The following is a 25,170-nucleotide window of genomic DNA, read 5'->3' on the forward strand; positions in this document are numbered from 1 at the left end:
GGACCGGGGACATGGTGGACACATGTGCGAGGACATGGTTGACACATTCTAGGCGCCGGGAGTCTGGTGCTTAGTTTGTGTTTTTGTCCGATTTGCCATTCCGGTGCGTAAGTCGATCTGGCCGATTTCGAAGCGACTGAACCAGATGGCAAATACGCCGTCATTGTCGGTCGCGCGCAACGCTATCGGCTGACCGATGAAGGCTTTGCCTATCTTGATGCGCCGACTACCCACCATGATTCTGGCGCTGCTATCGACCTTGTAGCAACGATCCCCGGGCAGATATTCCACCGCTGCCAGCCTTTCCGGATAGGCGACGCTACTCATGCAATAGCGCTGCGCTGGCACGTTCATGTCCAGGGCTTGATGGGGGCGCTCGTGGTTGTAGACGTGCCGGTATCGATCAAAGACTTGTTGCGCCTCGGCGTTGTCCCTGAAGCACCGGTGCTGCAGAACTTCGGCCTTGAGAGTGCGGTGAAAGCGCTCATCCTTGCCTTGTGTCTGCGGATGATAGGGGCGCGAGTGACTCACTCGGATGCCAAGCTGCATCAGCCAGACTGTCAGCCGAGTAAAGCCCAGCCCGGTGTCATCCGTACAGCCCCAGGGCGAGCCGTTATCCATGGTGATCCGCTGTGGCAGCCCGAAATGGCGAAATACGGCAATGAGCTGCTGTTGCACGGTCTGTCTGCGCTGATCGTCGCAGGCGGCCAGACACAGGTTGAAGCGTGAGTAGTCGTCAATCAGCGTCAGTGGATAGCAGACGCCATGCTCATTGGGCACTTGCCCCTTGAAGTCCATCTGAAGCAGTTCATTGGGACTCGCGTGCTCGAATCGCTTCCAGGGCGTGGCTTTGGCGCTGGCCTCCGGATCGATCAGGCCATGCCGATGCAGGATTGAGGTCACCGTGCTGGGGGCAGGCGCACCAACATGGCCGAGATCGGACAGTCTGCGGCTGATCTTGCGCCCGCCCCAGGCGGGGTGTTCACGCCGTAGCGCCACAACCAGTGCTTCGAGATCCTCTGAGGTGCGCTCAGGGCTATTAAGCGGTCGTCGAGGTCGATCCGCAAGCCCGGCAACCCCTTCTGCCTGGTGCCGGGCCAGCCACTTATACGCTGTTTGCGGACTGATCGAAAAGCGTCGGCACAACTCCCGACGATTGCATCCCGGCTGCGATGCCAAGGCAATGAACTCGAGGCGAAGGCTCATGGTGTCTCGCGTGCTCCATGACATGGGTTGTTCTCCCGAGCAAAAATCTGCTCGGAAGTGTCAACCATGTCCTCGCACACCTGTCACCTATGTCCCCGGTCCATACACCCCTCTCCCGCGTTGCGGGCGAGGGGAGACAACCTACAGTGCAGTTAGCCCAGGCGGATTTCCGCGGCCAGGCCGCCGCCTTCGCGGTTGCGCAGCTTCAGCGAGCCGCCGATTGCCAGCGCCAGCTGGTGGGCGATGGCAAGGCCCAGGCCGCTGCCGCCGGTCTCGCGGCTACGTGAGCCTTCCAGCCTCACAAAAGGCTGCAAGACCGCTTCGAGCTTGTCTTCCGGGATACCGGTACCACGATCGAGCACTTCGATCGTCACGGTGTCGTGCTCGCGGCGCACGATGAGTTCGGCGGCCCCGCCAAACTTGATGGCGTTGTCGACCAGATTGGTCAGGATGCGTCGCAGCGCGTGCGGACGGGTCACGATGGCACCGCCCGCGTTCTGCAGGATTGTCACGGCCTTGCCGGTGTCCTGGTAGTCATACACCAGGCTTTCCACGAACGATCCAAGGTCGATGCGCGAAGCCTTCTCGCCTTCGCCACTGGTGGTGCGCGCGTAGGCCAGTCCTTCCTGCACCAGCGTCTGGATCTCTGCAAGGTCGTTCACCATCTTGCGCTTTTCTTCGGAGTCCTCGGCCATCTCGGCGCGCAGCTTCATGCGCGTGATCGGCGTCTGCAGGTCGTGCGAGATCGCAGCCAGGATCTGCACGCGCTCCTCAACGAAATGCGCGATCCGGTCGCCCATGGCATTGAAGGCCCGCGCCGCGCGTGCCAGCTCGGTAGGGCCGTCTTCGTCGAGTGGCGGCGATTTCGCGTTGGGATTGAGCGAATCGGCGGCCTTGGCCAGCGCCACCAGCGGACGGATCGCCAGGCGCACTGCAAACCAGCAGCAGAAGAGCAACAACGCCAGTTGCAGTACCAGCACATACGGCAACCAGTCGGCAATCGGCGTCATGCGCGGATGCACGTCGATGGTCAGCGGGTTGCCGTCACTGAGCGTCAGGTGCGCCTGCAACTGCTTGCCATCGCCGGGAATCGACACCACCGTGACCGGGTAGTGGGTCCCGGTGGCTTCCATGATGCGTTCCGCGATGTCCTTGCCGCGTTGGGTCATTTCGGGCACGCCGGGCAAACCCGGCCCGAGGATGTACTGATAGTTGCCGCGGTTCACCCGTGGCAACCATTGCGGGCGCTCCGCCGCAGGAATGCGGTCCAGGATCGCCACCGACGTGGCCACGTCGGTTTCCAGCGTGCCCAGCATCACCTGCCGCGCCGACAGATAGCGCTCGGAGAACAGCACCGCAAATGACGTGAGATGCGCGATGATCAGGCCCGCCAGCAGGATCAGGAACAGGCGCGACCCCAGAGTGCGCGGCCAGCGCCAGCGGTGAGTGTTCACTGACGCGCCTCCTTGATCTCGACCGGCATCGCGAACACATAGCCTTCGCTGCGCACGGTCTTGATATAGCCCGGTTCGCGCGCGTCGTCGTTGAGCCGTTGGCGCAACCGGCTCACCAGCAGATCGACCGAACGTTCGAACATGTCTGCCTCGCGTCCCTGCGTCAGGTTCAATAGCTGGTCACGATTGAGCACGCGCTGCGGGTGGTCGACAAACACGCGCAGCAACCGATATTCGGCCCCGCTCAGCGCCACGATGGTGCCGTCACGGTCGATCAGATGGCGCGCCGTGGTATCGAGTTGCCATTCGCCGAACGCCAGCATCTGGCCCGCCTCGGAGATCTGCAGGTTGGGTGGCAACATCCGGGTGCGGCGCAGCACGGCCTTGATGCGGGCCAGCAGTTCGCGCGCGGCAAACGGCTTGGTCAGGTAATCGTCGGCACCCATTTCCAGGCCGACGATGCGGTCGGTCTCGTCGTCGCGCGCGGTCAGCATCAGGATCGGCGTGGCCTTGTGCTTGCTGGCACGCAGTTCGCGGCACAGCACCAGTCCGTCGTCGCCGGGCATCATGATGTCCAGCACGATCAGGTCCACCGTGTTGGCTTCCAGGAACTGCCGCATATGCCGGCCATCGGGCGCCATGGTCACGCGCAGGCCGTTCTTGGTCAGGTAGGTCGAGACCAGTTCGCGGATTTCCCGGTCGTCATCAACAATCAGTACATGGTCGACGTGCGATTCCATCAGAGTCACCCTGGCAAATTGGCATTGTAAGAATGTGGACGATTCGTCCTGTTGGCGAGATTGTATGGGCGTCGCCAACTTCGCGTGTATCGCAATGTATCTGGCACCGCCGGCCCCACAAAGCGGTACAACTTCGGCCGTTGGCGACACATTAACGGTAGATCACGGGTGTCTGATTGGGGCATGCCAGATTGCTGGCCCGAAGCTTTCCTGAAAGAGCCCCGATCATGACCCTGCTGATCCTTGCCTACCTGGGCGGTGCCCTGACCATCCTGAGCCCGTGCATCCTGCCGGTGTTGCCGTTTGTGCTGAGCGGCAGCGGCCAGCCGTTCATGCGCGGCCGGCTGCCAATGCTGGCCGGCATGGCGCTGACCTTTGCCGCGGTGGCCACGCTGGCGTCGGTAGGCGGCGCCTGGGCCGTGCGGGCGAATGAATACGGTCGCTATGCAGCGCTGGCCCTGCTGGCGGTCTTCGGCGTATCGCTGCTGGTCCCCAGGCTGGCCGCAGCCCTGGCGCGGCCGGTGGTGGCTCTGGGCAACCGGCTGGCCGGCGGCGATTCGTCCAAGGCATCGTCGCCTTGGGCCTCGCTGCTGCTTGGGGTAGCCACGGGCATGCTCTGGGCGCCCTGCGCCGGTCCGATCCTTGGCATCGTGCTGACCACGGCTGCGCTGCAAGGCGCCAGCGTGCAGAGCTCGTTGCTGTTGCTGGCCTATGCGGCCGGCGCGGCCACCTCGCTGGCCGCGGCGTTGGGCATCGGCGGACGCCTGTTCGCAGCCATGAAGCGATCGATGGGTACCGGCGAATGGCTGCGCCGGGGTCTGGGCGTGGGCGTACTGGGTGGCGTGGCGGCAATTGCCATCGGCGCCGATACCGGACTGCTGGCACGCTGGTCGATTGGCGCGCCGGCGCGGCTGGAACAGGGGTTGCTCGAGCGGTTCCACCCCAATGCTGCCACCCGCCAGGCCGTCAACGATATGCCCGCCCCGGGTGCCGGCGTATTGCTGGCCGCCAACGACACCAGTGCCGGCCTGGGTATCCGCCTGCCCGTGGAAGGCCAGATGCCCCCACTCGATGGCGCGGTGAAATGGTTCAACACAGGCAACAACGCGCCGTTGTCGCGCGACCAGTTGCAGGGCAAGGTCACGCTGGTCTATTTCTGGACCTACTCATGCATCAACTGCATCCGCTCATTGCCGTACCTGCGCGCGTGGGCCGACAAGTACAAGGATCAGGGCCTGACGGTGATCGGCGTGCATACGCCCGAGTTTGCATTCGAGAAGAATCCGGAGAACGTGCGCCGTGCCATTGCCGATTTCAAGATCGGCTTCCCGGTGGCCGTGGATAGCGACTACCGTATCTGGCGCGCCTTCAACAACAACTACTGGCCAGCGGCTTACTTTGTCGATGCACGCGGCAATATCCGTCATCACCAGTTTGGCGAAGGCGACTATGCCAACTCGGAGCGCGTAATCCAGTCCCTGCTGGCCGAAGCCGGCAAGCCATCGGCTTCGCGCGAGCTGGTGATTCCCGACGCGCCGGGCGCGCAAGCGGCACCCGATCTCAAGGACGTGCGCTCGGGCGAAACCTATGTCGGCTATGAGCAGGCGTCGAACTTTGCTTCGCCGGGCGGCGTCCGGCAGGATGTCTCGCACGGCTATACCGTGGGCGGCAATCTGCGCCTGAACCAGTGGGGACTGTCCGGCCAGTGGACGGTCGGCCCCGAACGGGCCACGCTCGACCGCGCCGACGGCAGCGTGACCTATCGCTTCCATGCGCGCGACCTGCATCTGGTGCTCGGCCCCGCCGCCGACGGCCGTGCCGTACGTTTTCTGGTGAAGATCGACGGCAAGGCGCCCGGTGCCAGCCACGGCGCGGACATCGACGCGAACGGCAACGGCGCCATTACCCAGACGCGGCTCTACCAGTTGGTGCGGCAGGCGGGCGAGGTGGGCGACCACACGTTCGAGATCCGCTTCCTGGACCCGGGCGCGCTGGCCTATGCCTTTACGTTTGGCTGAAGGGGCGACGATGGTGGCCGCGATGATGGCCGCGATGAATTTTGACCTGCGTGCTGGCTCGTGGCAGCATCGCAGGTCAAAATCACCGCACCACCATCAGGAGCTTGAATGATCGGGATTCGTCCAGTACTGATCGCCGCCATCGCCATGCCATTGCTGGCAGCATGTGCCAGCGGCTCGAACATGGAATACCTCGAGTCGCAGGACGGGAAGCAATTCCATTCGGACGCCAGCGTGGGCGACCTTGTACTGTGCCTGAAACAAAAGCTCGGCGACGATGCCAATGTGCAGGCCTACCCGGAGCCCGGCAAGGTCGACGTACGAGTCGGGTTCGGCCACCGCGCCGATGCCGGCTACTCGTACCTGGTCAATCTGCGCGCAGCGCGCCAGGGTACCGACGTCGAGATCCGCAGTGCCGGAGAGTGGCGGCCGATGCTGAGCCAGGGCCGCGTCACCGGGTATATCAAGGACTGCAAGCCCGGCACCGCGGCGCGCTAGGCTGCGTCAGTCTGCCAGGCCCATCGCCCGCGCCTGCGCCAGCACCGCGCGGGCGCGTTCCACGAACGGGCGGTCCACCATCTTGCCGTCCACCAGGTAAGCGCCAACCCCTGCCGCATCGGCCTGGTCGGCGGCCGCGACAATGCGTTGCGCCGCCGCGATCTCGGCCTCGGAAGGACGGAATACCTCATTGGCCAGCGCAATCTGGCTTGGATGGATACAGCTCTTGCCAAGATAGCCCAGGCGACGCGCCAGTTCGGCTTCGGCACGATAGCCGTCGGCATCCTTGACATCGGCAAACGCGGCATCGTAGGCAAACACGCCGGCTTCGGCGGCGGCCATGCGCATCTGGTACATGGTCTGTGCCACGGCCAGCGTCTCGCGCCGATGAATCCCGGCCGGCTCGAACAGGTCCGCATAGCCGAGTTGCAGGCCCGCCACGCGCGCATCGGCGGCAGCCACTTCGTAGGCCTTGCGCAGTCCGCGCGGCGATTCGATATTAAGCAGCAGCTTTACCTGCCCGGTCACGCCATCCATCCCATTGGCGGCTTCGGCGCGCGCCACCGCTTGCGCGGCAGCGTGCACCTGCTCCACCGCTTCCACCTTCGGCACATTGATCAGGTGCAAGCCCGCGCGCACCACAGCGGCAATATCGGCTTCGAAGTGCACGGTATCGGGTGCGTTCACGCGCACGATAATGGTCTTGCCCGATGCCGCGGTTCGGCCCGATTCCAGCAAGGCTTGCAGCGCGGCACGCGCTTCGGCCTTGCGCGGCTCCGCCACGGCGTCTTCGAGGTCGAACGACAGTGCATCGGCCGCACTGGCCAGCGCCTTGTCGAACAGCTCCGGGCGCGATCCCGGCACGAACAGTTTGCTACGCATGATCGCCCTCATATTTACTCGGCGCGGATGTTGCGCGCCTTGACCAGCGCACCCCAGCGCGATGCCTCGGACTGCACGAACTTGCCGAACTGCTGCGGCGAGTTGCCGACCGGTTCGAGTCCCATCTGGCGCAATTTGTCCTGTACGTGCGGGTCAGCCACGGCACCCTGCACTTCCTTGGCCAAGCGCGCCACGACATCGGGTGGCGTGCCGCGCGGCACCCAGACCCCATTCCATTCGAGCACTTCGAAATCGGGCAGGCCGCTCTCCGCCAACGTCGGTACGTCCGGCAAACCCGGGTTGCGCTTGAGCGATGTCACGGCCAGCGCCTTGAGCTTGCCGCCCTTGGCATAGTTCAACGTGGACGCCACGTTGCCGAAGTAGGCCGACACCTGGTTACCCATGACATCGGTCAGTGCCGGCGCACCGCCCTTGTACGGCACGTGCAGCAGGTCGATACCGGCCTTGGCATTGAGCAGTTCACCGGCCAGATGCGAGCCGCTACCCGCGCCGGCCGACGCAAACGTGAGCTTGCCCGGATTGGCCTTGGCATAGGCAATGAAATCCTTGATGTTCTTGTACGGCGCGTTGGGCGGCACCACCAGGATATTGGCGGCGGTAGCCACCAGCGAGATTGGCACCAGATCCTTGAGCGGGTCGAACGACATCTTGCGCAGGCTCGGATTCACCGCAAAAGCCGATGCATCGTAGAGCACCGTGTAGCCATCGGGCGTGGCCTTGGCAACCGCTTCCTCGCCTATCACGCCGGCAGCACCGGGACGGTTGTCGATCACGACCTGTTGGCCCATCGATGCGCTCATGCGCTGCGCAATCACGCGTGCGGTGTTGTCGGCGCCGCCACCGGCGGAATACGGCACGATCATGCGGATCGGGCGATCAGGGTATCCGGCGGTGGCCAGCAGCGGCGCACAGGCGGCCACGGCAACCAACAGGTTGCGGCAGGTCGAAAGCATGAACAGGTCTCCAGTTTCTATTTGAATTCGATGGTCAGACGGTGGCGATCGGGTTGGTCGGCGAACCCACCGCGCGTGGCAGATGCATCGGTGGCGCGGTCAGCAGGAACGATGCGCGACCCGCCTGACGCAACCACGCGGCCAGCGGCGTCAGGTGCCACATCTCGCCAAGTGGAATGCCCAGCTTGACCAGGCAGAGCTCGTGCAGCGGCAGCAGCGGTCCCGTGGTGCCCGGCGGCAGGCCATGGCGACGCTCTTCCACCGCATGGTTGTCGGCGGCAATCGCCGCGATACCTGCGTCGTCGATCCATTGCAGCAGCCGTGCATCGGTACCGTCGAGCACGGCACACGCGTTGCGCAGCACACTGTGGTCGTCGGTGGCGGACATCTGTAGCGCCATATCGGCCAGGCCAGTGTGCACGCAGAGGATATCGCCGCGCTGCACGTCCACATGGTCGGATTCGATCACGCGCATCAGATCGTCATAGCCCACCGCATGGCGCGCGGTGCCGAAGTGATGTTGCAGGTCGACCAGCGTGCCGCGCCCCTGGATGCCGCGTGCGGCCATTGGCGCAATCGACAGCGCATCGGCGCCAATGAAGGTGCCGTCGGGTGCGCTGCCAGACCCTACCGAGAAGCCGTTATAGCCCACCGTCTCCGCAGTGCCGTCGCCATTGGCATCGAACAGGCAGTTCACGTGGCCCAGCGCATCCCATTGCGTCGAGTATTGCGGTGACAGCATGACGTGGTCGTCGCTGATCACATCGGTGGCACCCGGTATGTCGCCGCCCATCGGGCGATTGAACACGCGCTGGCCATCCTTCTCGGACGGATGCAGCACAGGCGGACGCCGGCGCGGGTTCAGCACCCCGGCACGTGGCACATCCAGCGGCAGGCTGAGCGAGAACGTCAGCCCTGCGCGCACTTCGCGTACCGCGGCCAGTACCTGCGTGGGGCCGATCAGGTTGAGCCGGCCAAGCTGGTCATCGGGGCCAAAGTCACCCCAGTTGGCGCCAGCGGGACGTTGGGTCCAGCGCGGATTCGCGGCCATCATGCAACTCCGTCCACATCGGCATCGATGACCACGCCGGCAGCCTTCAGTTCGGCAATGCGCGCGTCACTGAAGCCCGCATCGCGCAGCGCTTCGGCCGAATGCTCGCCCAGCGTTGGCGCCGCGCGCCGGAACGAGCCGGGGGTGCCGCCGAGCCGTGGCGAAATATTGTGGACCGGGATCTGTCCCATCTCGGCGTCGGGAAGCTCCACCACGATATCGCGCGCCTGGAAGTGTGGATCCTGCTCGATATCGGCAATGTCATAGATCGGCCCGATGGTGACCCCGGCCTTGTCGAAGAAGGCCACGCAGTCAGGCTGCGTCATCGTGCCAAGAAACTCGCCGATGATGCCGTCGAGCAACGTCGCGTGCTTCACGCGTTCGGCATTGGTCGCAAAGCGTGCATCGGCAATCAGTTCGGGCCGGCCGATGGCGCGGAACAGGCGCTCGGTCATTGCCTGCGTCGAAGCTGACAGGCAGACCCATTTGCCGTCGGAAGTCTGGTAGGCGTTGCGCGGCGCGCTATTGGTCGAGCGGCTGCCGGTGCGCGGCTTCACCTTGCCGGTGAGCCGGTAGTTGGCCGCCTGCGCGCCAAGAATGGCAAAGATCGGATCGAGCAATGGCAGGTCGATGACCTGGCCGACACCGCCACGGACTTCCACATTGCGCACCGCGCTCAGTACGCCAATGGCGCCATAGAGCCCCGCTGTCATGTCGCCCAGGTAGATCGGCGGCAGCACCGGTTCACGATCGGCAAAGCCGTTCATCGATGCAAAGCCCGACATGCCTTCCACGAGCGTGCCAAAGCCGGGCCGATGTGAATAGGGACCATCCTGGCCCCAGCCCGACACGCGCACGATCACGAGCTTCGGATTGCGCGCCTGCAACACCTCGGGGCCCAGGCCCATGGCCTCGAGCGTGCCTGGCTTGAAGCTTTCGACAAAAACGTCGGCGTGGGTCACCAGATCGAGGATCACGTCGATCGCACCCTCGGCGCGGAAGTTCAGGCACAGGCTGCGCTTGTTGCGGCAGTACGCCTTCCAGGCCGTAGAGATGTCCTTGACCTTCCAGTCGCGCAGGGTGTCGCCGCTGGCTGGCTCCACCTTGAGCACGTCGGCACCCAGGTCGGCCAGGGCCATCGTCAACGTATTGCCCGCCACCAGGCGTGACAGGTCGAGAATGCGGATGCCGTCGAGCGGTCCGGTGGCGTCGGGCGCCAGGGCTTGCTGCTTGAACATGGGAAGGCTTACTCGGCAGTAATGTTGCGGGCTTTGGCCACCTGCTTCCAGCGCGCGCTGTCGCGTCGGATATGCTCGGCAAACTGGGCGGCGGTCATCGATGAGGGTTCGGCACCTTCACGCGCGAAGATCTCGCGCATTTCAGGGCTGGCGATAATGTCGCGAATCTCTGTGTTGAGCTTGTCGACCAGTGCCTGCGGAGTACCCGCCGGCGCGAACACGCCCCACCAGAGCTCGGCCGAAAAGTTCGGCACCGTTTCCGCTACCGACGGCCATTGCGGCGCGAAACGCGAGCGCGCGGGCGAGGTCACGCCCAGCGCGCGCACCTTGCCGCCCTTCACCTGTCCGGCCACCGACGGAAAGCTGGCAATCACGAACTGCACCTGTCCCGCGATCAGGTCGGTCAGTGCGTTGGAGATGCCCTTGTATGGCACATGCGTGAACTCGATGCCGCTATCGCCGGCCAGCAGTTCGCTGGCCATCTGGTTGATCGAGCCAATGCCGGCCGATCCGTAGTTGATGGCGCCCTTCTCTTTCTTCGCGGCGGCCACCAGGTCGCCAACGGTCTTGTACGGCGACTTGTCCGATACCGCCAGCACCATCGGGCCGCTGGCCAGCATCGCCACCGGCGCGAAGCTCTTGTTGACGTCGTAGCTGGTCTTCGGCTGCACCGCGGCATTGGCGGTCAGCGTGGACGATGTCACCAGCAGCGTGGCACCGTCCGGCGCCGAACGCGCCACGAACTCTGCGCCAATCGCCCCGCCAGCACCAGGCTTGTTGTCGACGATGGCGGTGACATTGAGTTTCTTCGACAGCTTCTCGCTGACCAGGCGCGCAAACACATCATTGCTGCCACTCGGCGGAAACGGCACCACCATGCGGATGGTCTTGGGAACTGCCACTTCCGCGGCGTGGACGGCAGGCGTGGCGCCGACCAGGGTCACGGCTACCGCCGAAAGCGTGGAAAGGCCTGCGGCGAGGGTGCGCAGGCAAGAACGATGCAGCGTCACGTCGTTGTCTCCAGATGTTGTGCAATGCGGCACCTATGGGTTGGTGCCGTCTGATAAACATCGTAGTCGCGCCATCGATTGAGATAAAGTGACGTTTTTAAATCTATCGGTGAGGAAAACTCATGAAGATCGAGTTCTTCCAGACCCTGGCGGCGGTCATGCGCAGCGGCAGCTTTGCCGGCGCGGCGGCGGAGATGAATCTGTCGCCCAGTGCGGTCAGCCTGCAGATGAAGCAGTTGGAGATCTATTTCGGCCAGCCGCTGTTCGACCGCTCGGCGCTGCAGGTCAGGCCGACCGCGTTCGCACACGACGTCAGCGCCACGCTCGATGACACGATCCGCACACTCGAAGCACTGCGCCGGCGCTCGGCACCCGTGGTCGAAGGCAAGGTCCGGCTGGGCATCATCGAACCCATGCAGGTCACGCTGCTGCCACCGTTCATGGCGCTGGTACGCGAGCGATATCCGAATCTTGACGTGCGACTCGAACGGGGCCGCTCGACGGCACTGATCGACGCGCTACGCTCCGGCACCATCGACGCCGCCGTGGTGGCGCAGCCAGAGACCGGCGCAACTACGCGCGTCCGCTGGACGCCACTGTTTCGCGAGCCGTGCGTGCTGATCGCCCCGCGTGAACCGGGCAACCGCGGTATCAAGTCATTGTTCAAAACCTATGAGTGGGTGCGGTTCGACATGTCGACCATTGCCGGTGCGGCGGCTGCGGACTTCGTGAAACGCGTGGCACCCGAAGTGCGTTCGCGCATGGAGCTACTGTCGATCCCGGCCATCGTGGCCATGGTGTCGCGCGGCCTCGGCGTTTCCGTGTTGCCGCAGCCTGATGCCTACCTGCTCGACGCGTTCCCGGTACGAGTGATGACCCTCGGCGATACACCGCCCTCGCGCCAGATTTCATTCGTGGCGCGCGTGGACGAGACCGAAGACCGCGTCATCGCCGCGTTGCTGGACACCCTGCGCAGCGCGGCGGCCGGGCGAATCTGACGTGGATTAAACAAGTTCGATTTGCGATCTTAGTGCTTTCGTTCGATGCGCCCGAACGCACCAGCTTGCGTCATACTCGCCGGGCAATACTTTGCCCATTGCCAAGATCATTTCCAATATTCAGGAAAAGGTGAGCCAGTGAACAAGCAACTGATCGTCAATGCCATCGTTGGCCTGACCCTCGCCGGCAGCGGTGTGGCGCAGGCCCAGGAGAAGCCGGCCGCCGAAGGCGCCACCGTTCCAGTCACGCTCGACAACTTCGTGCGCGCGGAATCGGACATGTACATCGCCGGTTTGGCGAAACAGGGCGGCGTGGGCAAGCTGTCGCATCGGCGCGAACCAGCTTCGATCGACAATCAGACAGTGATCCGTCTGAATCGGGATACGCTATATTCGTCCGGCGTGTTCGACCTCGATGCCGGGCCCGTGACCATCACCATGCCGAATCCCGGCAAGCGCTTCATGTCGATGCAGGTCATCAATGAAGACCACTACGTGCCGGCGGTGTATTACGGCGCCGGCAAGCATGTGCTGTCGCGCGAGAACGTTGGCACACGCTATGTGGTGGTGGGAATCCGCACGCTCGTCGATCCGGCCAGTGCTGACGACATCAAACAGGTCCACGCGCTACAGGACGCCGTTCAGGTCAGCCAGAAGGCCCCGGGTACCCTGGCATTGCCGAACTGGGATCCGGCCAGCCAGAAGAAGGTCCGCGATGCCATCCTGGTGCTGGCATCCACCATGCCCGACTTCAAGGGCGCCTTCGGCAAGAAGGGTGAGGTCGATCCGATCCGCCATCTGGTTGGCACCGCCGCCGGATGGGGAGGTAATCCTGACAAGGATGCGATGTACCTGAACGTGACACCCGAGAAGAACGACGGCAAGACCGTCTATCGGCTCCACGTCGGCAAGGTACCGGTCAATGGCTTCTGGTCCGTCAGCGTCTACAACGCCAAGGGTTACTTCGAGAAGAATGCCGCCGCTGCCTATACGCTGAACAACCTGACTGCGAAGAAGGATGCCGACGGCAGCATCACCATGCAGTTCGGTGGCTGCGATGCGGGCGTGCCCAATTGCCTGCCGATTGTCGACGGCTGGAACTACACGGTGCGGATGTACCAGCCGCAGCGTGATGTACTCAGCGGCAAGTACAAGTTCCCGGAACCACAGCCCGTGAACTGAGCAGCAGCGAGGCAGACATCTGCCTCGCTTTTTTTACTCCCCCGAATCAGTGGCGCCTCAGTGCCGCTTTTCCTTGTCGCCCGCATTCGCGGACAGCAGGTCAAGCATCTCGTCGGCGTGCTCTTCTTCCACGGCCAAAATGCCTTCCAACAAGCGGCGCGAGGTGGGATCCTTGGCGCCGATATATTGCACGATCTCGCGATACGTATCGATGGCAATGCGCTCCGCCACCAGGTTCTCCTTGATCATGTCGCTCAGCGAACTGCCTTCCACATACTCGGCATGGCTGCGCGTGGTCAGGCTATTGGGAGACAGGTCCGGTTCACCACCAAGCTGCACGATACGCTCGGCGATCTGGTCGGCGTGTCCCTGTTCCTCGTTCGAGTGTGCGAGAAACTCCTCGGCCACACCCTTGGAGTTCGGACCCTTGGCCATGAAGTAGTGGCGGCGATAGCGCAAGACGCAGACGATCTCCGTGGCCAGCGCATCGTTCAGCAGCTTGATCACGGTACCGCGCTCGGCGTCGTAGCCGGCCGTCACAGCGCCGTCGTCGATGTGCTTGCGGGCACGCTCACGCAGCGTCTTGATGTCCGTCAGGAACGGTTGCTTGTCAGACATGGGGACTCCTTCGTCATCGTTCGAATGGTCCCGCTTCCACACGGCGTGCAGGAGCGGACTTTACCCCTGCAGGCAAAATCGATGCCACTGCTGCAGCCCTAGTAAATCCGTGGTGAGCTTTCGCCAAGTGAGTGCTTTTTACAATCGTCGCGTGTAGAGAGAATGTCGTTCTCCCCGTGGTTTGCTCCCCTCTCCCGCGCGCGGGAGAGGGGAGCAACTACTACTAATGCGTGACTTGCCTCACCACGTCGATACGCGTAGTGTGCCGTATCGCGAACATCTGTCGCTATCGATCACAGGGAGAATCAAGATGGAATTGCGCCGTCCAACCCGCAGCCGCCTGTCCGCCACGCTCCTGGCGGCAGTGCTGGCCGCCGCGCTGCCGTTTGCGGCCAGCACCGCTCATGCCGCCCCGCCGGCCCAGCAGAAGACCCAGGTGCCGGGCTTCTACCGCATGATGGTGGGGCAGCTGGAAGTCACCGCGTTGTACGACGGCTACATCGATCTCGATCCGAAGATTCTCAAGTACACCAGCGCACGCGAAGTGCAAAGCCTGCTGGCGCGCATGTTCGTGGCCTCCACACCTGGCATGCAGACCGCAGTCAACGCTTATCTGGTCAACACCGGCACCCACCTCGTGCTGGTGGACACTGGCGCGGCAGCATGCTTCGGGCCCACGCTCGGCGGCATCCTTGGCAATCTGCGCGCGTCCGGCTACACGCCCGAACAAGTCGATACGGTATTGCTGACCCACTTGCACGGCGACCACGCCTGTGGCCTGACCGCCGACGGCAAGCCGGTATTCCCGAACGCCACGGTCTACGCTGACAAGGCCGACGCCGACTACTGGCTCAGCGAATCGGCCGCAGCCGCTGCGCCCGAGGCCGCCAAGGCCCTGTTTGCGATGGCGCGCGATGCCGTGGCGCCGTACCAGGCAGCCAACCGCTTCCGTACCTTCAATGCTGCCGCCGGCGCTGAACCGATTCCCGGCGTACGCGCCGTGCCAACGCGTGGCCATACCCCGGGACACACTGGCTACCTGTTTGCGTCGGGCAAGGAAAACCTGCTGCTATGGGGTGATATCGTCCATAGCCACGCCACGCAGTTCCGTCGTCCGAACATCGCCATCGAGTTCGACGTGGACAGCCATCAGGCCGTCATTACCCGCAAGCGCGTGCTGGACGATGCAGCCAAAGGCAAGCTGTGGGTAGGCGGGGCGCACCTGCCATTCCCGGGCCTGGGCCATGTGCGACGCGACCAGGTTGGCTACTCGTGGATACCGGCCGAGTACGGCCCGATTCGAAACGACCGCTGACGCCGGACCAACGGCGTGCGAACATGGCGTCTTTGCGCCAGATGTCAGCCCGCCGATGATTACCCGCCCGCAACTTCACTGGTTCCGGATGCTGTTTGTGCTGCGCGGATCGGTCCTGCCCAGGATCGCCCCGCAGTTGGTCACGATCACGCTGTTTGCCGCGCTGATCACGTTCTTTCACGGTCGGATTGGCGAATGGAAGGTGTCGCTGAACTTCGTGCCGTTCTCGCTGATCGGCCTTACGCTGGCCATCTTCCTCGGTTTTCGCAACAGCACCAGTTATGCCCGGTTTTGGGAAGGCCGCACATTGTGGGGCAGCGTACTCAACGAAACCCGCTCGCTAACGCGCCAGGCGCTGACGCTGGTGACTGACCCGCGCGATGCGCGCCAGTTGGCCTATCGGCTTTGTGCATTCGTGCACGCGCTGCGCCATCAGTTGCGTGGCACCGATGCTTGGCCCGACGTGGCCCCGTTCCTCGACGATGCCGATGCGGCACGCCTGAAGGCCGCCAGGTTCAAACCCGCCATGGCCCTGCTGATGGCTGGCGAGTGGGTCGGTGACCGGCTCAGGCAAGGCACGCTGCCACCATCGCTGGCATTGCCGATGGAAACCTCGCTGAGCCAGCTCAGTACCGCGCTGGGTGGCTGCGAGCGGCTGGCCGGCACGCCGATCCCGTTCACGTATTCGGTGATCATTCACCGATGCATCTATATGTACTGTGCGTTGCTGCCGTTTGGTCTGCTCGATTCCATCGGCTTGATGACACCGGTCATCGTCTGCTTTATCGCCTACACATTCTTCGCGCTGGAAGCGCTGAGCGCCGAGATCGAGGAACCGTTCGGCGAGGAACCCAACGATCTCGCGCTGACGACTATGTCGTACATGATCGAATCCACCGTGCTGGAAATGATCGGCGAAGCGCCGCTGAGTGCCGCGCCAATGCCGCGCGATTTCATCCAGACCTAGTCCGGATCACCGCAGACGACGGCCCCACGCCAGTTCGACAAACACTGCGCACAGCGCCTCCATGCCGGCCTGATCGTCCATGTCGAAGCGTGCTTCGCGCGGGCTGTCGACATCCCACACGCCGATCAGTGTGCCGTCGGACGCCACCAGCGGCACCACGATCTCTGAGCGCGAGGCGGCATCGCAGGCGATATGCCCAGGGAAGGCGTGGACATCACGCACCAGCTGCGTGGCACGCGTCTGCGCCGCAGTGCCGCAGACGCCACGGCCAATGGCGATACGCACGCACGCCGGCTTGCCCTGGAACGGGCCAACCACCAGCTCCGTGCCATCGAAGAAATAGAAACCGGCCCAGTTCAGGTCGGTCAACGAGTGATAGACAAGTGCCGAGAAATTTGCGGCATTGGCCGTCAGGTCGCGCTCGTCGGCTAGCAGGCCGCGCGCCATTTCCACCAGGGCGGCGTATTGATCGGGCTTGGTGGCTTGGGAAAGATCGTCGGAAAGCTGGAACATCGTACTGGGCGAAAAGACTGGAACTGGCGTCGATGATAACCCGTCGTCCAGTCTCTTCACGAAAGCCCCTGACCGCATGTCTGCCGGGACGCTATGTCCTTTGCGCCCTATGCCGGACGCTTGACCGCCCTGACCTTGCCACTATCGCCGCCACCGCAGTAGAACCGATCGGCACCATCCGATTCCAGGCCCGAAACGCCCACGCCCGCCGGCATCTCGATCGATTCGAGCACCTTGCCGGTGTCGGCATCGATATGCCGCAGTTCACTCTGGTCAGCTTCCCATGTGCCGTGCCACAACTGGCCGTCCACCCAGGTCACGCCGGTAACGAAGCGGTTGGATTCGATGGTGCGCCGGATTGCACCGGTCTCTGGGTCGATCTCATGGATCTTGCGATCGCGATACTGGCCGACCCATAGCGAGCCCTCGGCCCATGCCATGCCCGAGTCGTTGCCGTCGCCCGGCGCGGGAATGGTGGCAACTACCGCACCGGTCTGTGGATCGATCTTCTGGATCTGGCGCTCGGCAATCTGGAACAGATACCGGCCATCGAAGGCCGTACCCGCATGCGCCGACACGCTGATCTCACGCGAGGTCTTGCCACTGGCCGGGTCCAGCGCAAGCAGCTTGTCACCGACCGCGAACCATACCTGGTGTCCATCCCAGGTCAGTCCATGCACATGGTCGACGCCCGGGAACGGGCCGTATTCCTGAACAATGTTTGCAGCGGATCGCTTCATGATGGTTTCCTCTCGATACGGTGGATGTGGAAACCATGCTACGCGCTGGGTAGCGTGGCCGGGAGTAACAAGGGCGTCGCGAAACCGGTCATGGGCGGAGTCATCCAGCGCCGTGCGCGCCCCTGGCCCACCGGCTGGACCTTGCCCGCCGCGGCCAGGGCGTCGAGTGCACGCTGCACGGTACGCTGGCTGGCCCCAAGCGCGAGGGCCAGCGCCGAACTCGACCACGACTCCCCGTCGGCCAGGCAGGCCAGCACTGCCGCGTGCGCCTGCTCCACCGGGTGCGTGATGACCAGAATGTCGGTGGCCTCGCGCGGTGTCATGGCGAAGCCTTGCGGTGTGGCGTGGATGGCAGCGAGCTCGCCAAGCGCTGCGCGCAAGCGCCCGATCTCCACGCGCAGGCGTGCGCGGTGGGATTCGTCAGGGTGCCTGGTGCGGAAGGCGCTGGCAATCAGGACCTCGCGCGAGACATCGCCCGGCCATGCTTGCGCCAAGGCACGCACCAGCGTGAACAGCACCGGGCGGCGAGCCAGCATCACCATATCATCTCGCCTGCGTATCGCCATGCGGCACGCGTCGACGATCAACGCATTCGACGCAAACAGCGCTTCCACTTCATCGAGCTGCACCGGCCGCTCGTCACCACGTACCACCAGACGCGCCACCGGTGACGTCAGCACGCCCATCGCCTGCTGGACCTCGGCGATCAGCGCTGCGATACCGGCCTCACGCGCCGCGCGCTCAGCACGCGTCAATGCGGCATGCGCAGCCGCGCTCCGCACGCGGCGTATGGCGATGCCGGCCACTACCAACTCGTGTGCGGCGCACAATGCAGGTGGCAACTGCACTGGATCGAGACCGGCAATGGCCTGCTCGGCAGCGTCGAGCTGGCCAAGCAGCAGATGATGGCGCGCCGCAAGATATCGCGCATGGGCAGCATTGACCGGGTCGCCATGGGCGTCGAGCACGCGCCGCGCTGCATCGAGCGCCTTGGCGGGCCACCCGAGGTCACGTGAAACCAGCGCGATCTCGGCCTCTGCCACGGCGCATCGGGCGCGCGCAATGCTTTCCTTCGGACCAAACGCCCGCGCCGCACTGCGCACCAGCGCCCGCGCACGCGTGAAATCGCCAAGCTGTGCCATGGCAATCCCACGCAATGCCAGCGCGGGCGCATCGTCGCGCAAAGCGATCCGGTTCAGCGCGCCGAGCGGGTCGCCCGCCGCGAGCCGCTGCGCCGCGGCAGTGATCAGTGAATCCATCGCAATCGCATCACGCCCGTCACCTCATATGGTCCAGTCCATGCCGAGGCTAATCTAGCACACAGGTGTTATCGTTCGGCTGTTCCCGGCATGGCCGGCATCCCGGCCTCAACCCATGTCTGAAAGCACGCTGCAGCCTTCGGCCACACCACTCTGGCTACGCATCGCGCCTGCGCTATTCCTGCTGTTGTGGTCGTGCGGCTTTGTGTTTCTCAAGCTCGGCCTGCAGTACGCCGACCCGCTGACCTTCCTGGCCTTGCGCTATGCCTGCGTGGTGCTGTTGCTGATCGGACCATGCCTGTGGCTGCGGCCACCATTGCCGCACGGCATTGCGCCATGGTTGCATCTGGCAATGATCGGTCTGCTGATTCAGGCCGGCTATTTTTCGTTCACATACCTGAGCTTGAAGCTCGGCATGTCCGCTGGCGCAGTGGCGCTGGTCACGTCGCAGCAACCAATCCTGATCGGCCTGCTGGCACCGGCAATTGCGGGGGAACGTGTCGACCCCATCCGTTGGCTGGGTCTGGCGCTCGGCGTGGCCGGCGCAGTGATCGTGATCACCGCGAAGTCGTCTATCGAAGTCGGCTCATGGCTGGCGCTGGCCTTTGCGGTGCTCGCATTACTGGCGATGACCAGCGGCACGTTGTACGAGAAGCGCTTCGGAACGCCGGTCCATCCGGTACTGGCCAACACCGTGCAGTACGCGGTGGCGCTACTGGTCACCGCACCGCTGGCCTTCCTGCTGGAACCGATGCACGTGCAATGGACGCCGGGGCTGTTCGGGTCGCTGGCCTACCTGGTGATCGGCAATTCGCTGGTGGCGATCTCATTGCTGCTGGCGATGATCCGCCACGGCGAAGCCTCGCGCGTGTCGGCGCTATTCTTCCTCGTGCCGCCGGCCACCGCGGTCATCGCATTCATGGTGCTTGGCGAATCTATTCCGCTACTGGCGTGGCCGGGCATGGCCATTGCGGCCGCAGGTCTGTACCTGGTGATGCGCAAACGCTAGGCTATCCACCGAGGCCGCCACGCGCCATGCGCTCAAGGTCGACCAGACGGTCGTACTCCGGTTCGCTCAGCAGGCCCAATTCCACAGCCGCCGCGCGCGGCGAAAGGCCTTGCTCCCGTGCATGCCGGGTGATGGCCGCCGCCTTGTCGTAACCAAGCACCGGATTCAGCGCGGTTGCCGCCAGCAGCGGACTCTCCAGATTGCGCGCCAGCCGCTCGCGATCGGGTTCGAGTCCGGGCACTACGCGCTGCGCCACCACACGCGCGCTGTCCGCCAGCAGGCGGATCGACTGCAACACATTCTGGATCAGCACCGGCTTGGCCACGTTCAGTTCGAAGTTGCCCGATGCGCCGGCCATGGTTACGGTCACATGGTTGCCGGCTACCTGCATGCCAGCCTGCACCATGACTTCGGCAATGGTCGGATTGCGCTTGCCGGGCATGATCGACGACGTCAATCCATCTTCGGGCATGGTCAGTTCACCAATGCCGCAGTTCGGGCCGGAACTCATCCAGCGCAGGTCGTTGGCGATCTTGATAAACGACACCGCGATCACGTTCAGCACGCCCGACAGTTCGAGCAGCGCATCGTGCGCGGCCATGCCTTCAACCTTGCACGGACTTGGTCGAAACGCGACACCGCTCAGTCGGCTCACTTCCTCGCAGAACGCTTCGGCAAAGCCGGCCGGTGCGTTCAGTCCGGTTCCAGCCGCCGTGCCGCCCTGTGGCAACACCAGCAGGCGCGGCATCACCGCCTGCACACGTGCCATGGCATTATCGAGCTGCATCGTGAAACCGTCGAACGCCATGCCCAGGCGCATTGGCACCGCATCCATCAGGTGCGTGCGCGCAAGCTTCAGAGTGTCGGCAAAGGCGGTGGCTCGCTCATGCAGGCTGTCACGCAGTTGCGCCAACGCGGGCAACAACCGGTCTTCGAGCTCCAGCACGGCCGTGATATGCATCACCGACGGGAAGCTGTCGTTCGACGATTGCGACGCGTTGACGTGATCGTTTGGATGCACGGGCCGCTTGCCTCCCAATGGCTGGCCCAGCCGCTCATTGGCACGGTTCGCAATGACCTCGTTGGCATTCATGTTGGTCTGCGTGCCTGATCCGGTCTGCCAGATCGTCAGCGGAAAATGCCGATCGTAGGCGCCGCTGCGCACCTCGGCAGCGGCAGCCACGATTGCCTCGGCCAATGCCGGTGCCAGCACACCGCAACGCAGATTGGCCTGCGCCGCCGCCATCTTGTGCAGCCCGAACGCGTGGATCAATGCTTCCGGAAAGCGCTCGTCGCCAACATCAAACACCGCCAGCGCGCGCTGCGTCTGCGCGCCCCAGTAGCGATCGGCCGGGATCTCGACCGGACCGAACGCATCATGCTCCACGCGGGTTTCACTCATGACATTCAGTCCAGCGAGATATTGGCCTTGGCCGCCACCACCTTCCAGCGCGCCACCTCCGACGCCGTGTGCTTGCCCAGCGCACTGGCGGTGTACTGCTCAGGTGGCAGCATCTGGACGGCTTGCGCCGACAGCCGCGATGTAAATGCCTGGTCGGTCATCACCTTCAGATAGGCCTGTTGCATCTTGTCGATAACAGGTTGCGGCGTACCTTTGGGCGCGTAGATGCCGTACCAGGTTGCGGCCTCGAATCCGGGCAGCACGGTTTCCGCAAGCGTCGGAACGTCCTTGAGTTGCGCGACCCGCGCCGACGACGTCACGGCCAGCGGCCGCACCTTCGATTCCGTGATCTGCGGCAGCGCCGTATTGGTCTGGTCGAACATTCCATCAACCTGTCCGCCGATCACGTCGATCAGCGCCGGACCCGCACCCTTGTACGGCACCAGCGACACCTTCATGCCCGCCGACGATGCGAACAACGCCGCCACCAGATGCGAGGTAGAGCCCATGCCTGCATTGCTGATAAACAGCTTGCCAGGATTCTTGCGACCGTAGTCGACAAACTCGCGCACATCCTTGGCCGGATGATCCTTGCGCACCATCAGCACCATCGGCGTATCGGGAAACCGAAACACAGGTGCGAAGTCTTTCACCGGGTCGTAGGACAGCTTCTTGTATAGCGCCGGCGCCGCGCCCATGTAACCCATATGGCCCACCAGCATCGTGTAGCCGTCTGCCGGCGCGCGCGCCGCCTTGGTTGCACCTACCGTCCCGCCCGCACCGGGCGAGTTGTCAATGATGATCGATTGACCGACCTCGCGCGAAACACGCTCGGCAATGTGGCGCGCCAACGCATCGGTGGGGCCGCCGGCTGCGAACGGGACGATCCAGGTGATCGGTTTGGCGGGCCAGGTCTGCGCATTGGCGGTAGTGGCCAGCAGTGCGGTCAATGCCGCGGCGATGATGGGTTTCATGTTGTCTCCGTTCAGATCTTTTTATGTCTTGCTCCCCTCTCCCGCGAGCGGGAGAGGGGCCGGGGGTGAGGGCCAGCGCCTCAAATTGCCGACACCTTCATGTCGCCCGATGCCTGCACCGCAGGGTTATCAGCCCGCTCGTCGTCCAGTGCCACGCCGGGGTACAACTCCGGATAAAGATGCCGGCGAGCCGTTTCCGCATCGAAGGTGCCCGACCATTTCGCCACCACCACGGTGGCCACGCTATTGCCAATGGTGTTGCAGGTGGAGATCGCCATCGACAGGAAGCGGTACACACCGAAGATGACCGCCAGCCCTTCCACCGGCAGCATGCCGGTGGAGGTCACCGTGGCGGCAAACACCACGAACGAACCACCAGACACGGTCGCCGCACCCTTCGATGTCAGCAACATCAGAACCAGGATGCCCAGTTGATGATCCAGCGACAGCGGTACCCCGTAGGCATGGGAGATGAACATCACGCCCATCGCCATGAAGATCGACGTACCGTCGAGATTGAAGGCGTAGCCGGTCGGCAGTACCAGGCCGACGGTCTGCTTGGCGCAGCCCAGTCGTTGCAGCTTGACCAGCAGGCGCGGCAATGCGCTTTCCGACGACGCAGTACCCAGCACGATCAGGATTTCGTCCTTGATGTACCGCAGGAAGCGCCACAAGCTGAAGCCCGACAGCCTCGCGATAAGGCCCAGCACCACGGCAATGAACAGGATCACCACCGCATAGAAGCTCAGCACCAGTTGCGCCAAAGCGATCAGCACCGCCGAGCCATTGCTGCCCACCGAGTAGGCCACCGCACCGAACGTACCGATCGGCGCCAGTTTCATGACAAGGTTGATAAACGAGAACAGGACCTCGGAGATCATGTCGAGGCCGGCATTCACCTTCTCGCGCCGCGTTTCCGGAATGGCCAGGATGCCGATGCCCACCATCACGGCCAGCACCACCACCTGTAGCAACTCGCCCTTGGCAAACGCGCCGACGAAGTTGTCCGGCACGATATGCATCATGAATTCAAGGAAGCCCTGCGGCGCCGCAGCCTTGACCACCGGCGCGGCGGTACTGGCCGTGACATGGCTCATGCCCTTGCCAATCTGGAGCAGGTTCCCAGCGAACATGCCCACGACCAAGGCAATGGTCGAGATCACCTCGAAGTAGACGATCGAACGCCAGCCCACGCGTCCGGCGCTCTTGACATCGCCAGCCGAGGCAATGCCATGCACGATGGTCAGGAAGACCAGCGGCGCCACGCCGGCCTTGATCAGTGACAGGAACATGTCGCCGAGCAATTTCAGCTTGGCGGCGAACTGCGGGAACGCAAACCCGACCGCAATGCCAAGAATCAGCGCGACCAGTACCTGCATGCCAAGCTTGCGATACCAGGGCAGGTGCTTCGGTGCCGGCGGCGCGGCGGGAATCTGTGTGGTTGTTTGCTGCATGGTGTCTTCCTCCACCCGGGCCTGCGGCCTCAGGCTACTTCCTTCGACAGTGCGATGGCACGGTCAACCATCTGTGGCGCAAGGCCCAGGTAGTTGGCCGGATCGACCATATGGTCGATGGCGGCACGGTCAAAGTGCCGCGTGACTTCGGGCAGTGCATTCAGCGCATCGGCCAGCGTGCCCCCCGTTTCATTGACCGTGCGGCACGCGTCGTACACCACGTCATGAGCCTGCTGACGGCCGATATGCGGCGCCATGCGCATCATCACGGCCTCGGCCACGATCAGGCCCCTCGAGATACCGAGGTTGTGCTTCATGCGATCGGTGTCGACGATCAGCCCGCCCAGTGCGAACTTGGCCTGGTGCAACGCTCCGGAGGTCAGGATGAAACTTTCAGGAATGGCAATCCACTCGGCATGCCATGGGCCGGTAGCACGTTCAAAGTCCTGCACCATCGCATCGACCATCAGCCCGGCGTGCTGGCGCACGGCTTTCGAGGCAGCCAGCATCAACTCGCTCGAAATCGGATTGCGCTTCTGCGGCATCGTGCTGCTCGCGCCGCGGCCCTTTACGAACGGCTCGTAGACTTCGGCAAACTCAGTCGACGCCATGATCATGATGTCGAGTGCGATCTTGCCAAGCGAACCGGTCACAAGTGCCAGCAGGTTCACGGCCTCGGCAAACCCGTCGCGCGCCACGTGCCACGTGGTGGCCGGTACGCCCAGCCCCAGTTCTTCGGCCAGCGCACGCTGAACTTCAAAACCCTTGTCATCGAGCGATGCCAGCGTGCCGGCAGCACCGGCAAACTCGACCACGGCCACGCGCGGCCGCAGTTCAGCGATGCGCTGCTGATGGCGATCGAACATCGCCAGCCAGATGGCGGTCTTGTAGCCGAACGTCACCGGCAGTGCTTGTTGCAAGTGGGTACGACCAGCCATCGGCGTATCGCGGTGCTTGTCGCTCAGGTCGACCAGGATGCCGCGCAGCTCGCGGATGTCGGCATCGATGCTGTCCAGCGCATCGCGCACCTGCAGCGCCACGGCGGTATCCATGATGTCCTGCGTGGTGGCGCCCCAATGCACGTAGCGACCAGCCTCCCCGCACATCTTCACCAGCTGGTGCACCAGCGGCAGGATCGGATAGCCGACGATATCGGTTTCCTCGCGCATGTGGTCGAAGTCGATCCGCTCGATGGTCGACTCACGCGCAATGACTTCGGCCGCATCGGCCGGGATCACACCGACCTTGGCTTCGGCGCGCGCCAGGGCTACTTCGACATCGATGTAACGCTGAACCAGCGCCCCATCGGAAAAGATCTGGCGCATCTTCTGCGTGCCAAAGGCATCACGAAACAGCGCGGAATCGACAACGGTGCTGGCGGCGGGGATGTGGTTTCGGGTCATGTGGCTACCTCAGGCGATCAGACAAGAGTCTTGATATGTTCGAACATATTCACCATTAAATATGTTCGAACATATTTGCGAAATGAGGGTTAACCCGCCCAAAGCACTCGATCGAGATATTTCGTTCCGAGTCGCGCACCCCGCTCAAAGCCTTGATTCATCAAGAAATACGCTTCTGGAGTTCCCAAGGCAGGACATATGTCCGGACCTTCAGACATGGCTCAGACAGGCAGCGAGGACATCTGCCGGATGGACTGCATGTCTG

At 63.6% G+C, this 25,170-nt stretch carries 23 protein-coding genes; 7 read left to right on the forward strand and 16 right to left on the reverse strand.

The window, feature by feature from the left end:
- Window positions 1-48 precede the first annotated feature (48 nt).
- From ACO550_RS26720 to ACO550_RS26730, 3 genes are all read right to left on the reverse strand, one after another.
- Window positions 49-1,230 (reverse strand): IS481 family transposase, encoded by a 1,182-nt coding sequence (locus tag ACO550_RS26720; RefSeq protein WP_485995022.1) that lies wholly within the window; start codon window positions 1,228-1,230, stop codon window positions 49-51.
- 128 nt (window positions 1,231-1,358) lie between these two features.
- The gene (locus ACO550_RS26725) at window positions 1,359-2,660 is read right to left on the reverse strand and encodes an ATP-binding protein (protein ID WP_315595411.1); all 1,302 of its coding nucleotides are present in this window, start codon (window positions 2,658-2,660) and stop codon (window positions 1,359-1,361) included.
- Window positions 2,657-3,400, reverse strand: coding sequence for a response regulator (locus ACO550_RS26730; RefSeq protein ID WP_315595410.1), 744 nt, complete (start codon window positions 3,398-3,400; stop codon window positions 2,657-2,659). The genes ACO550_RS26725 and ACO550_RS26730 overlap by 4 nt, the downstream gene beginning before the upstream one ends.
- A gap of 227 nt (window positions 3,401-3,627) precedes the next feature.
- Between ACO550_RS26730 and ACO550_RS26735 the strand changes: the two genes are divergently transcribed.
- Both ACO550_RS26735 and ACO550_RS26740 read left to right on the forward strand, forming a co-directional pair.
- Window positions 3,628-5,418: a redoxin domain-containing protein gene (locus ACO550_RS26735; protein WP_315595409.1), complete on the forward strand. Its 1,791-nt coding sequence runs from the start codon at window positions 3,628-3,630 to the stop codon at window positions 5,416-5,418.
- 108 nt (window positions 5,419-5,526) lie between these two features.
- Window positions 5,527-5,916: a hypothetical protein gene (locus ACO550_RS26740; protein WP_315595408.1), complete on the forward strand. Its 390-nt coding sequence runs from the start codon at window positions 5,527-5,529 to the stop codon at window positions 5,914-5,916.
- Window positions 5,917-5,922: 6 nt separating this feature from the next.
- Here ACO550_RS26740 and ACO550_RS26745 read toward each other — a convergent pair whose 3' ends face one another.
- The 5 genes from ACO550_RS26745 to ACO550_RS26765 are packed head-to-tail and all read right to left on the reverse strand — an operon-like array spanning window position 5,923 to window position 11,071.
- Window positions 5,923-6,798: a CoA ester lyase gene (locus ACO550_RS26745; RefSeq protein ID WP_315595407.1), complete on the reverse strand. Its 876-nt coding sequence runs from the start codon at window positions 6,796-6,798 to the stop codon at window positions 5,923-5,925.
- Window positions 6,799-6,812: 14 nt separating this feature from the next.
- Complete coding sequence (locus ACO550_RS26750) at window positions 6,813-7,772, reverse strand: tripartite tricarboxylate transporter substrate-binding protein (protein ID WP_315595406.1); 960 nt, start codon at window positions 7,770-7,772, stop codon at window positions 6,813-6,815.
- 34 nt (window positions 7,773-7,806) lie between these two features.
- Entirely contained in the window at window positions 7,807-8,823 is a 1,017-nt protein-coding gene (locus ACO550_RS26755) for a cyclase family protein (RefSeq protein ID WP_315595414.1), read from the reverse strand.
- Window positions 8,823-10,061 carry a CoA transferase gene (locus ACO550_RS26760; RefSeq protein ID WP_315595405.1) on the reverse strand — a complete coding sequence of 413 codons (1,239 nt, stop codon included), beginning with the start codon at window positions 10,059-10,061 and terminating at the stop codon, window positions 8,823-8,825. Before ACO550_RS26760 ends, ACO550_RS26755 begins: the two co-directional genes overlap by 1 nt.
- Before the next feature lie 8 nt (window positions 10,062-10,069).
- Complete coding sequence (locus ACO550_RS26765) at window positions 10,070-11,071, reverse strand: tripartite tricarboxylate transporter substrate-binding protein (protein WP_315595404.1); 1,002 nt, start codon at window positions 11,069-11,071, stop codon at window positions 10,070-10,072.
- 122 nt (window positions 11,072-11,193) lie between these two features.
- Here ACO550_RS26765 and ACO550_RS26770 point away from each other — a divergent pair, with 122 nt between their 5' ends.
- Both ACO550_RS26770 and ACO550_RS26775 read left to right on the forward strand, forming a co-directional pair.
- On the forward strand, window positions 11,194-12,069 hold the full coding sequence (locus tag ACO550_RS26770; protein WP_315595403.1) for a LysR family transcriptional regulator: 876 nt from the start codon (window positions 11,194-11,196) through the stop codon (window positions 12,067-12,069).
- A gap of 138 nt (window positions 12,070-12,207) precedes the next feature.
- Entirely contained in the window at window positions 12,208-13,251 is a 1,044-nt protein-coding gene (locus ACO550_RS26775; protein WP_485995023.1) for a DUF1254 domain-containing protein, read from the forward strand.
- A gap of 57 nt (window positions 13,252-13,308) precedes the next feature.
- Here ACO550_RS26775 and ACO550_RS26780 read toward each other — a convergent pair whose 3' ends face one another.
- Complete coding sequence (locus ACO550_RS26780; protein ID WP_315595402.1) at window positions 13,309-13,869, reverse strand: ferritin-like domain-containing protein; 561 nt, start codon at window positions 13,867-13,869, stop codon at window positions 13,309-13,311.
- A 310-nt stretch (window positions 13,870-14,179) separates the two neighbouring features.
- On the opposite strand from ACO550_RS26780, the gene ACO550_RS26785 reads away from it, so the two are divergent.
- On the forward strand, window positions 14,180-15,184 hold the full coding sequence (locus tag ACO550_RS26785; protein WP_315595401.1) for an MBL fold metallo-hydrolase: 1,005 nt from the start codon (window positions 14,180-14,182) through the stop codon (window positions 15,182-15,184).
- Between the two features lie 55 nt (window positions 15,185-15,239).
- Window positions 15,240-16,151, forward strand: coding sequence for a bestrophin family protein (locus ACO550_RS26790; RefSeq protein WP_315595400.1), 912 nt, complete (start codon window positions 15,240-15,242; stop codon window positions 16,149-16,151).
- A gap of 6 nt (window positions 16,152-16,157) precedes the next feature.
- Here the strand turns inward: ACO550_RS26790 and ACO550_RS26795 are convergent, their stop codons facing one another.
- The 3 genes from ACO550_RS26795 to ACO550_RS26805 all read right to left on the reverse strand — a co-directional run bounded on the left by ACO550_RS26795 (window position 16,158) and on the right by ACO550_RS26805 (window position 18,663).
- Window positions 16,158-16,664, reverse strand: coding sequence for a GAF domain-containing protein (locus ACO550_RS26795; protein ID WP_315595399.1), 507 nt, complete (start codon window positions 16,662-16,664; stop codon window positions 16,158-16,160).
- Between the two features lie 107 nt (window positions 16,665-16,771).
- Complete coding sequence (locus ACO550_RS26800; RefSeq protein WP_315595398.1) at window positions 16,772-17,404, reverse strand: Vgb family protein; 633 nt, start codon at window positions 17,402-17,404, stop codon at window positions 16,772-16,774.
- 38 nt (window positions 17,405-17,442) lie between these two features.
- A complete protein-coding gene (locus ACO550_RS26805) occupies window positions 17,443-18,663 on the reverse strand; it encodes a helix-turn-helix domain-containing protein (RefSeq protein WP_315595397.1) in 1,221 nt (406 codons plus the stop codon).
- A 115-nt stretch (window positions 18,664-18,778) separates the two neighbouring features.
- Here ACO550_RS26805 and ACO550_RS26810 point away from each other — a divergent pair, with 115 nt between their 5' ends.
- Window positions 18,779-19,672, forward strand: a complete 894-nt coding sequence (locus tag ACO550_RS26810) for an EamA family transporter (protein WP_315595396.1) — start codon at window positions 18,779-18,781, stop codon at window positions 19,670-19,672.
- 1 nt (window position 19,673) lies between these two features.
- Here ACO550_RS26810 and ACO550_RS26815 read toward each other — a convergent pair whose 3' ends face one another.
- The 4 genes from ACO550_RS26815 to pcaB all read right to left on the reverse strand — a co-directional run bounded on the left by ACO550_RS26815 (window position 19,674) and on the right by pcaB (window position 24,905).
- Entirely contained in the window at window positions 19,674-21,074 is a 1,401-nt protein-coding gene (locus ACO550_RS26815; RefSeq protein WP_315595395.1) for a lyase family protein, read from the reverse strand.
- A gap of 5 nt (window positions 21,075-21,079) precedes the next feature.
- Window positions 21,080-22,048 (reverse strand): tripartite tricarboxylate transporter substrate-binding protein, encoded by a 969-nt coding sequence (locus tag ACO550_RS26820; RefSeq protein WP_315595394.1) that lies wholly within the window; start codon window positions 22,046-22,048, stop codon window positions 21,080-21,082.
- Between the two features lie 80 nt (window positions 22,049-22,128).
- Window positions 22,129-23,502: a cation:dicarboxylate symporter family transporter gene (locus ACO550_RS26825; RefSeq protein WP_315595393.1), complete on the reverse strand. Its 1,374-nt coding sequence runs from the start codon at window positions 23,500-23,502 to the stop codon at window positions 22,129-22,131.
- 29 nt (window positions 23,503-23,531) lie between these two features.
- Complete coding sequence (pcaB, locus tag ACO550_RS26830; RefSeq protein WP_315595392.1) at window positions 23,532-24,905, reverse strand: 3-carboxy-cis,cis-muconate cycloisomerase; 1,374 nt, start codon at window positions 24,903-24,905, stop codon at window positions 23,532-23,534.
- Window positions 24,906-25,170 lie beyond the last annotated feature (265 nt).

This window comes from Cupriavidus sp. (assembly GCF_057315035.1).

Excerpts from the sequence above, each read along its gene's own strand:
- ACO550_RS26760 (WP_315595405.1), bottom strand. The coding sequence starts at position 10,061 with ATGTTCAAGCAGCAAGCCCTGGCGCCCGACGCCACCGGACCGCTCGAC.
- ACO550_RS26790 (WP_315595400.1), top strand. The coding sequence starts at position 15,240 with ATGATTACCCGCCCGCAACTTCACTGGTTCCGGATGCTGTTTGTGCTG.
- ACO550_RS26755 (WP_315595414.1), bottom strand. The coding sequence starts at position 8,823 with ATGGCCGCGAATCCGCGCTGGACCCAACGTCCCGCTGGCGCCAACTGG.
- ACO550_RS26740 (WP_315595408.1), top strand. The coding sequence starts at position 5,527 with ATGATCGGGATTCGTCCAGTACTGATCGCCGCCATCGCCATGCCATTG.
- ACO550_RS26805 (WP_315595397.1), bottom strand. The coding sequence starts at position 18,663 with ATGGATTCACTGATCACTGCCGCGGCGCAGCGGCTCGCGGCGGGCGAC.
- ACO550_RS26770 (WP_315595403.1), top strand. The coding sequence starts at position 11,194 with ATGAAGATCGAGTTCTTCCAGACCCTGGCGGCGGTCATGCGCAGCGGC.
- ACO550_RS26780 (WP_315595402.1), bottom strand. The coding sequence starts at position 13,869 with ATGTCTGACAAGCAACCGTTCCTGACGGACATCAAGACGCTGCGTGAG.
- ACO550_RS26820 (WP_315595394.1), bottom strand. The coding sequence starts at position 22,048 with ATGAAACCCATCATCGCCGCGGCATTGACCGCACTGCTGGCCACTACC.
- ACO550_RS26800 (WP_315595398.1), bottom strand. The coding sequence starts at position 17,404 with ATGAAGCGATCCGCTGCAAACATTGTTCAGGAATACGGCCCGTTCCCG.
- ACO550_RS26815 (WP_315595395.1), bottom strand. The coding sequence starts at position 21,074 with ATGAGTGAAACCCGCGTGGAGCATGATGCGTTCGGTCCGGTCGAGATC.
- ACO550_RS26795 (WP_315595399.1), bottom strand. The coding sequence starts at position 16,664 with ATGTTCCAGCTTTCCGACGATCTTTCCCAAGCCACCAAGCCCGATCAA.
- ACO550_RS26745 (WP_315595407.1), bottom strand. The coding sequence starts at position 6,798 with ATGCGTAGCAAACTGTTCGTGCCGGGATCGCGCCCGGAGCTGTTCGAC.
- ACO550_RS26810 (WP_315595396.1), top strand. The coding sequence starts at position 18,779 with ATGTCTGAAAGCACGCTGCAGCCTTCGGCCACACCACTCTGGCTACGC.
- ACO550_RS26825 (WP_315595393.1), bottom strand. The coding sequence starts at position 23,502 with ATGCAGCAAACAACCACACAGATTCCCGCCGCGCCGCCGGCACCGAAG.
- ACO550_RS26720 (WP_485995022.1), bottom strand. The coding sequence starts at position 1,230 with ATGTCATGGAGCACGCGAGACACCATGAGCCTTCGCCTCGAGTTCATT.
- ACO550_RS26735 (WP_315595409.1), top strand. The coding sequence starts at position 3,628 with ATGACCCTGCTGATCCTTGCCTACCTGGGCGGTGCCCTGACCATCCTG.
- pcaB (WP_315595392.1), bottom strand. The coding sequence starts at position 24,905 with ATGACCCGAAACCACATCCCCGCCGCCAGCACCGTTGTCGATTCCGCG.
- ACO550_RS26730 (WP_315595410.1), bottom strand. The coding sequence starts at position 3,400 with ATGGAATCGCACGTCGACCATGTACTGATTGTTGATGACGACCGGGAA.
- ACO550_RS26750 (WP_315595406.1), bottom strand. The coding sequence starts at position 7,772 with ATGCTTTCGACCTGCCGCAACCTGTTGGTTGCCGTGGCCGCCTGTGCG.
- ACO550_RS26785 (WP_315595401.1), top strand. The coding sequence starts at position 14,180 with ATGGAATTGCGCCGTCCAACCCGCAGCCGCCTGTCCGCCACGCTCCTG.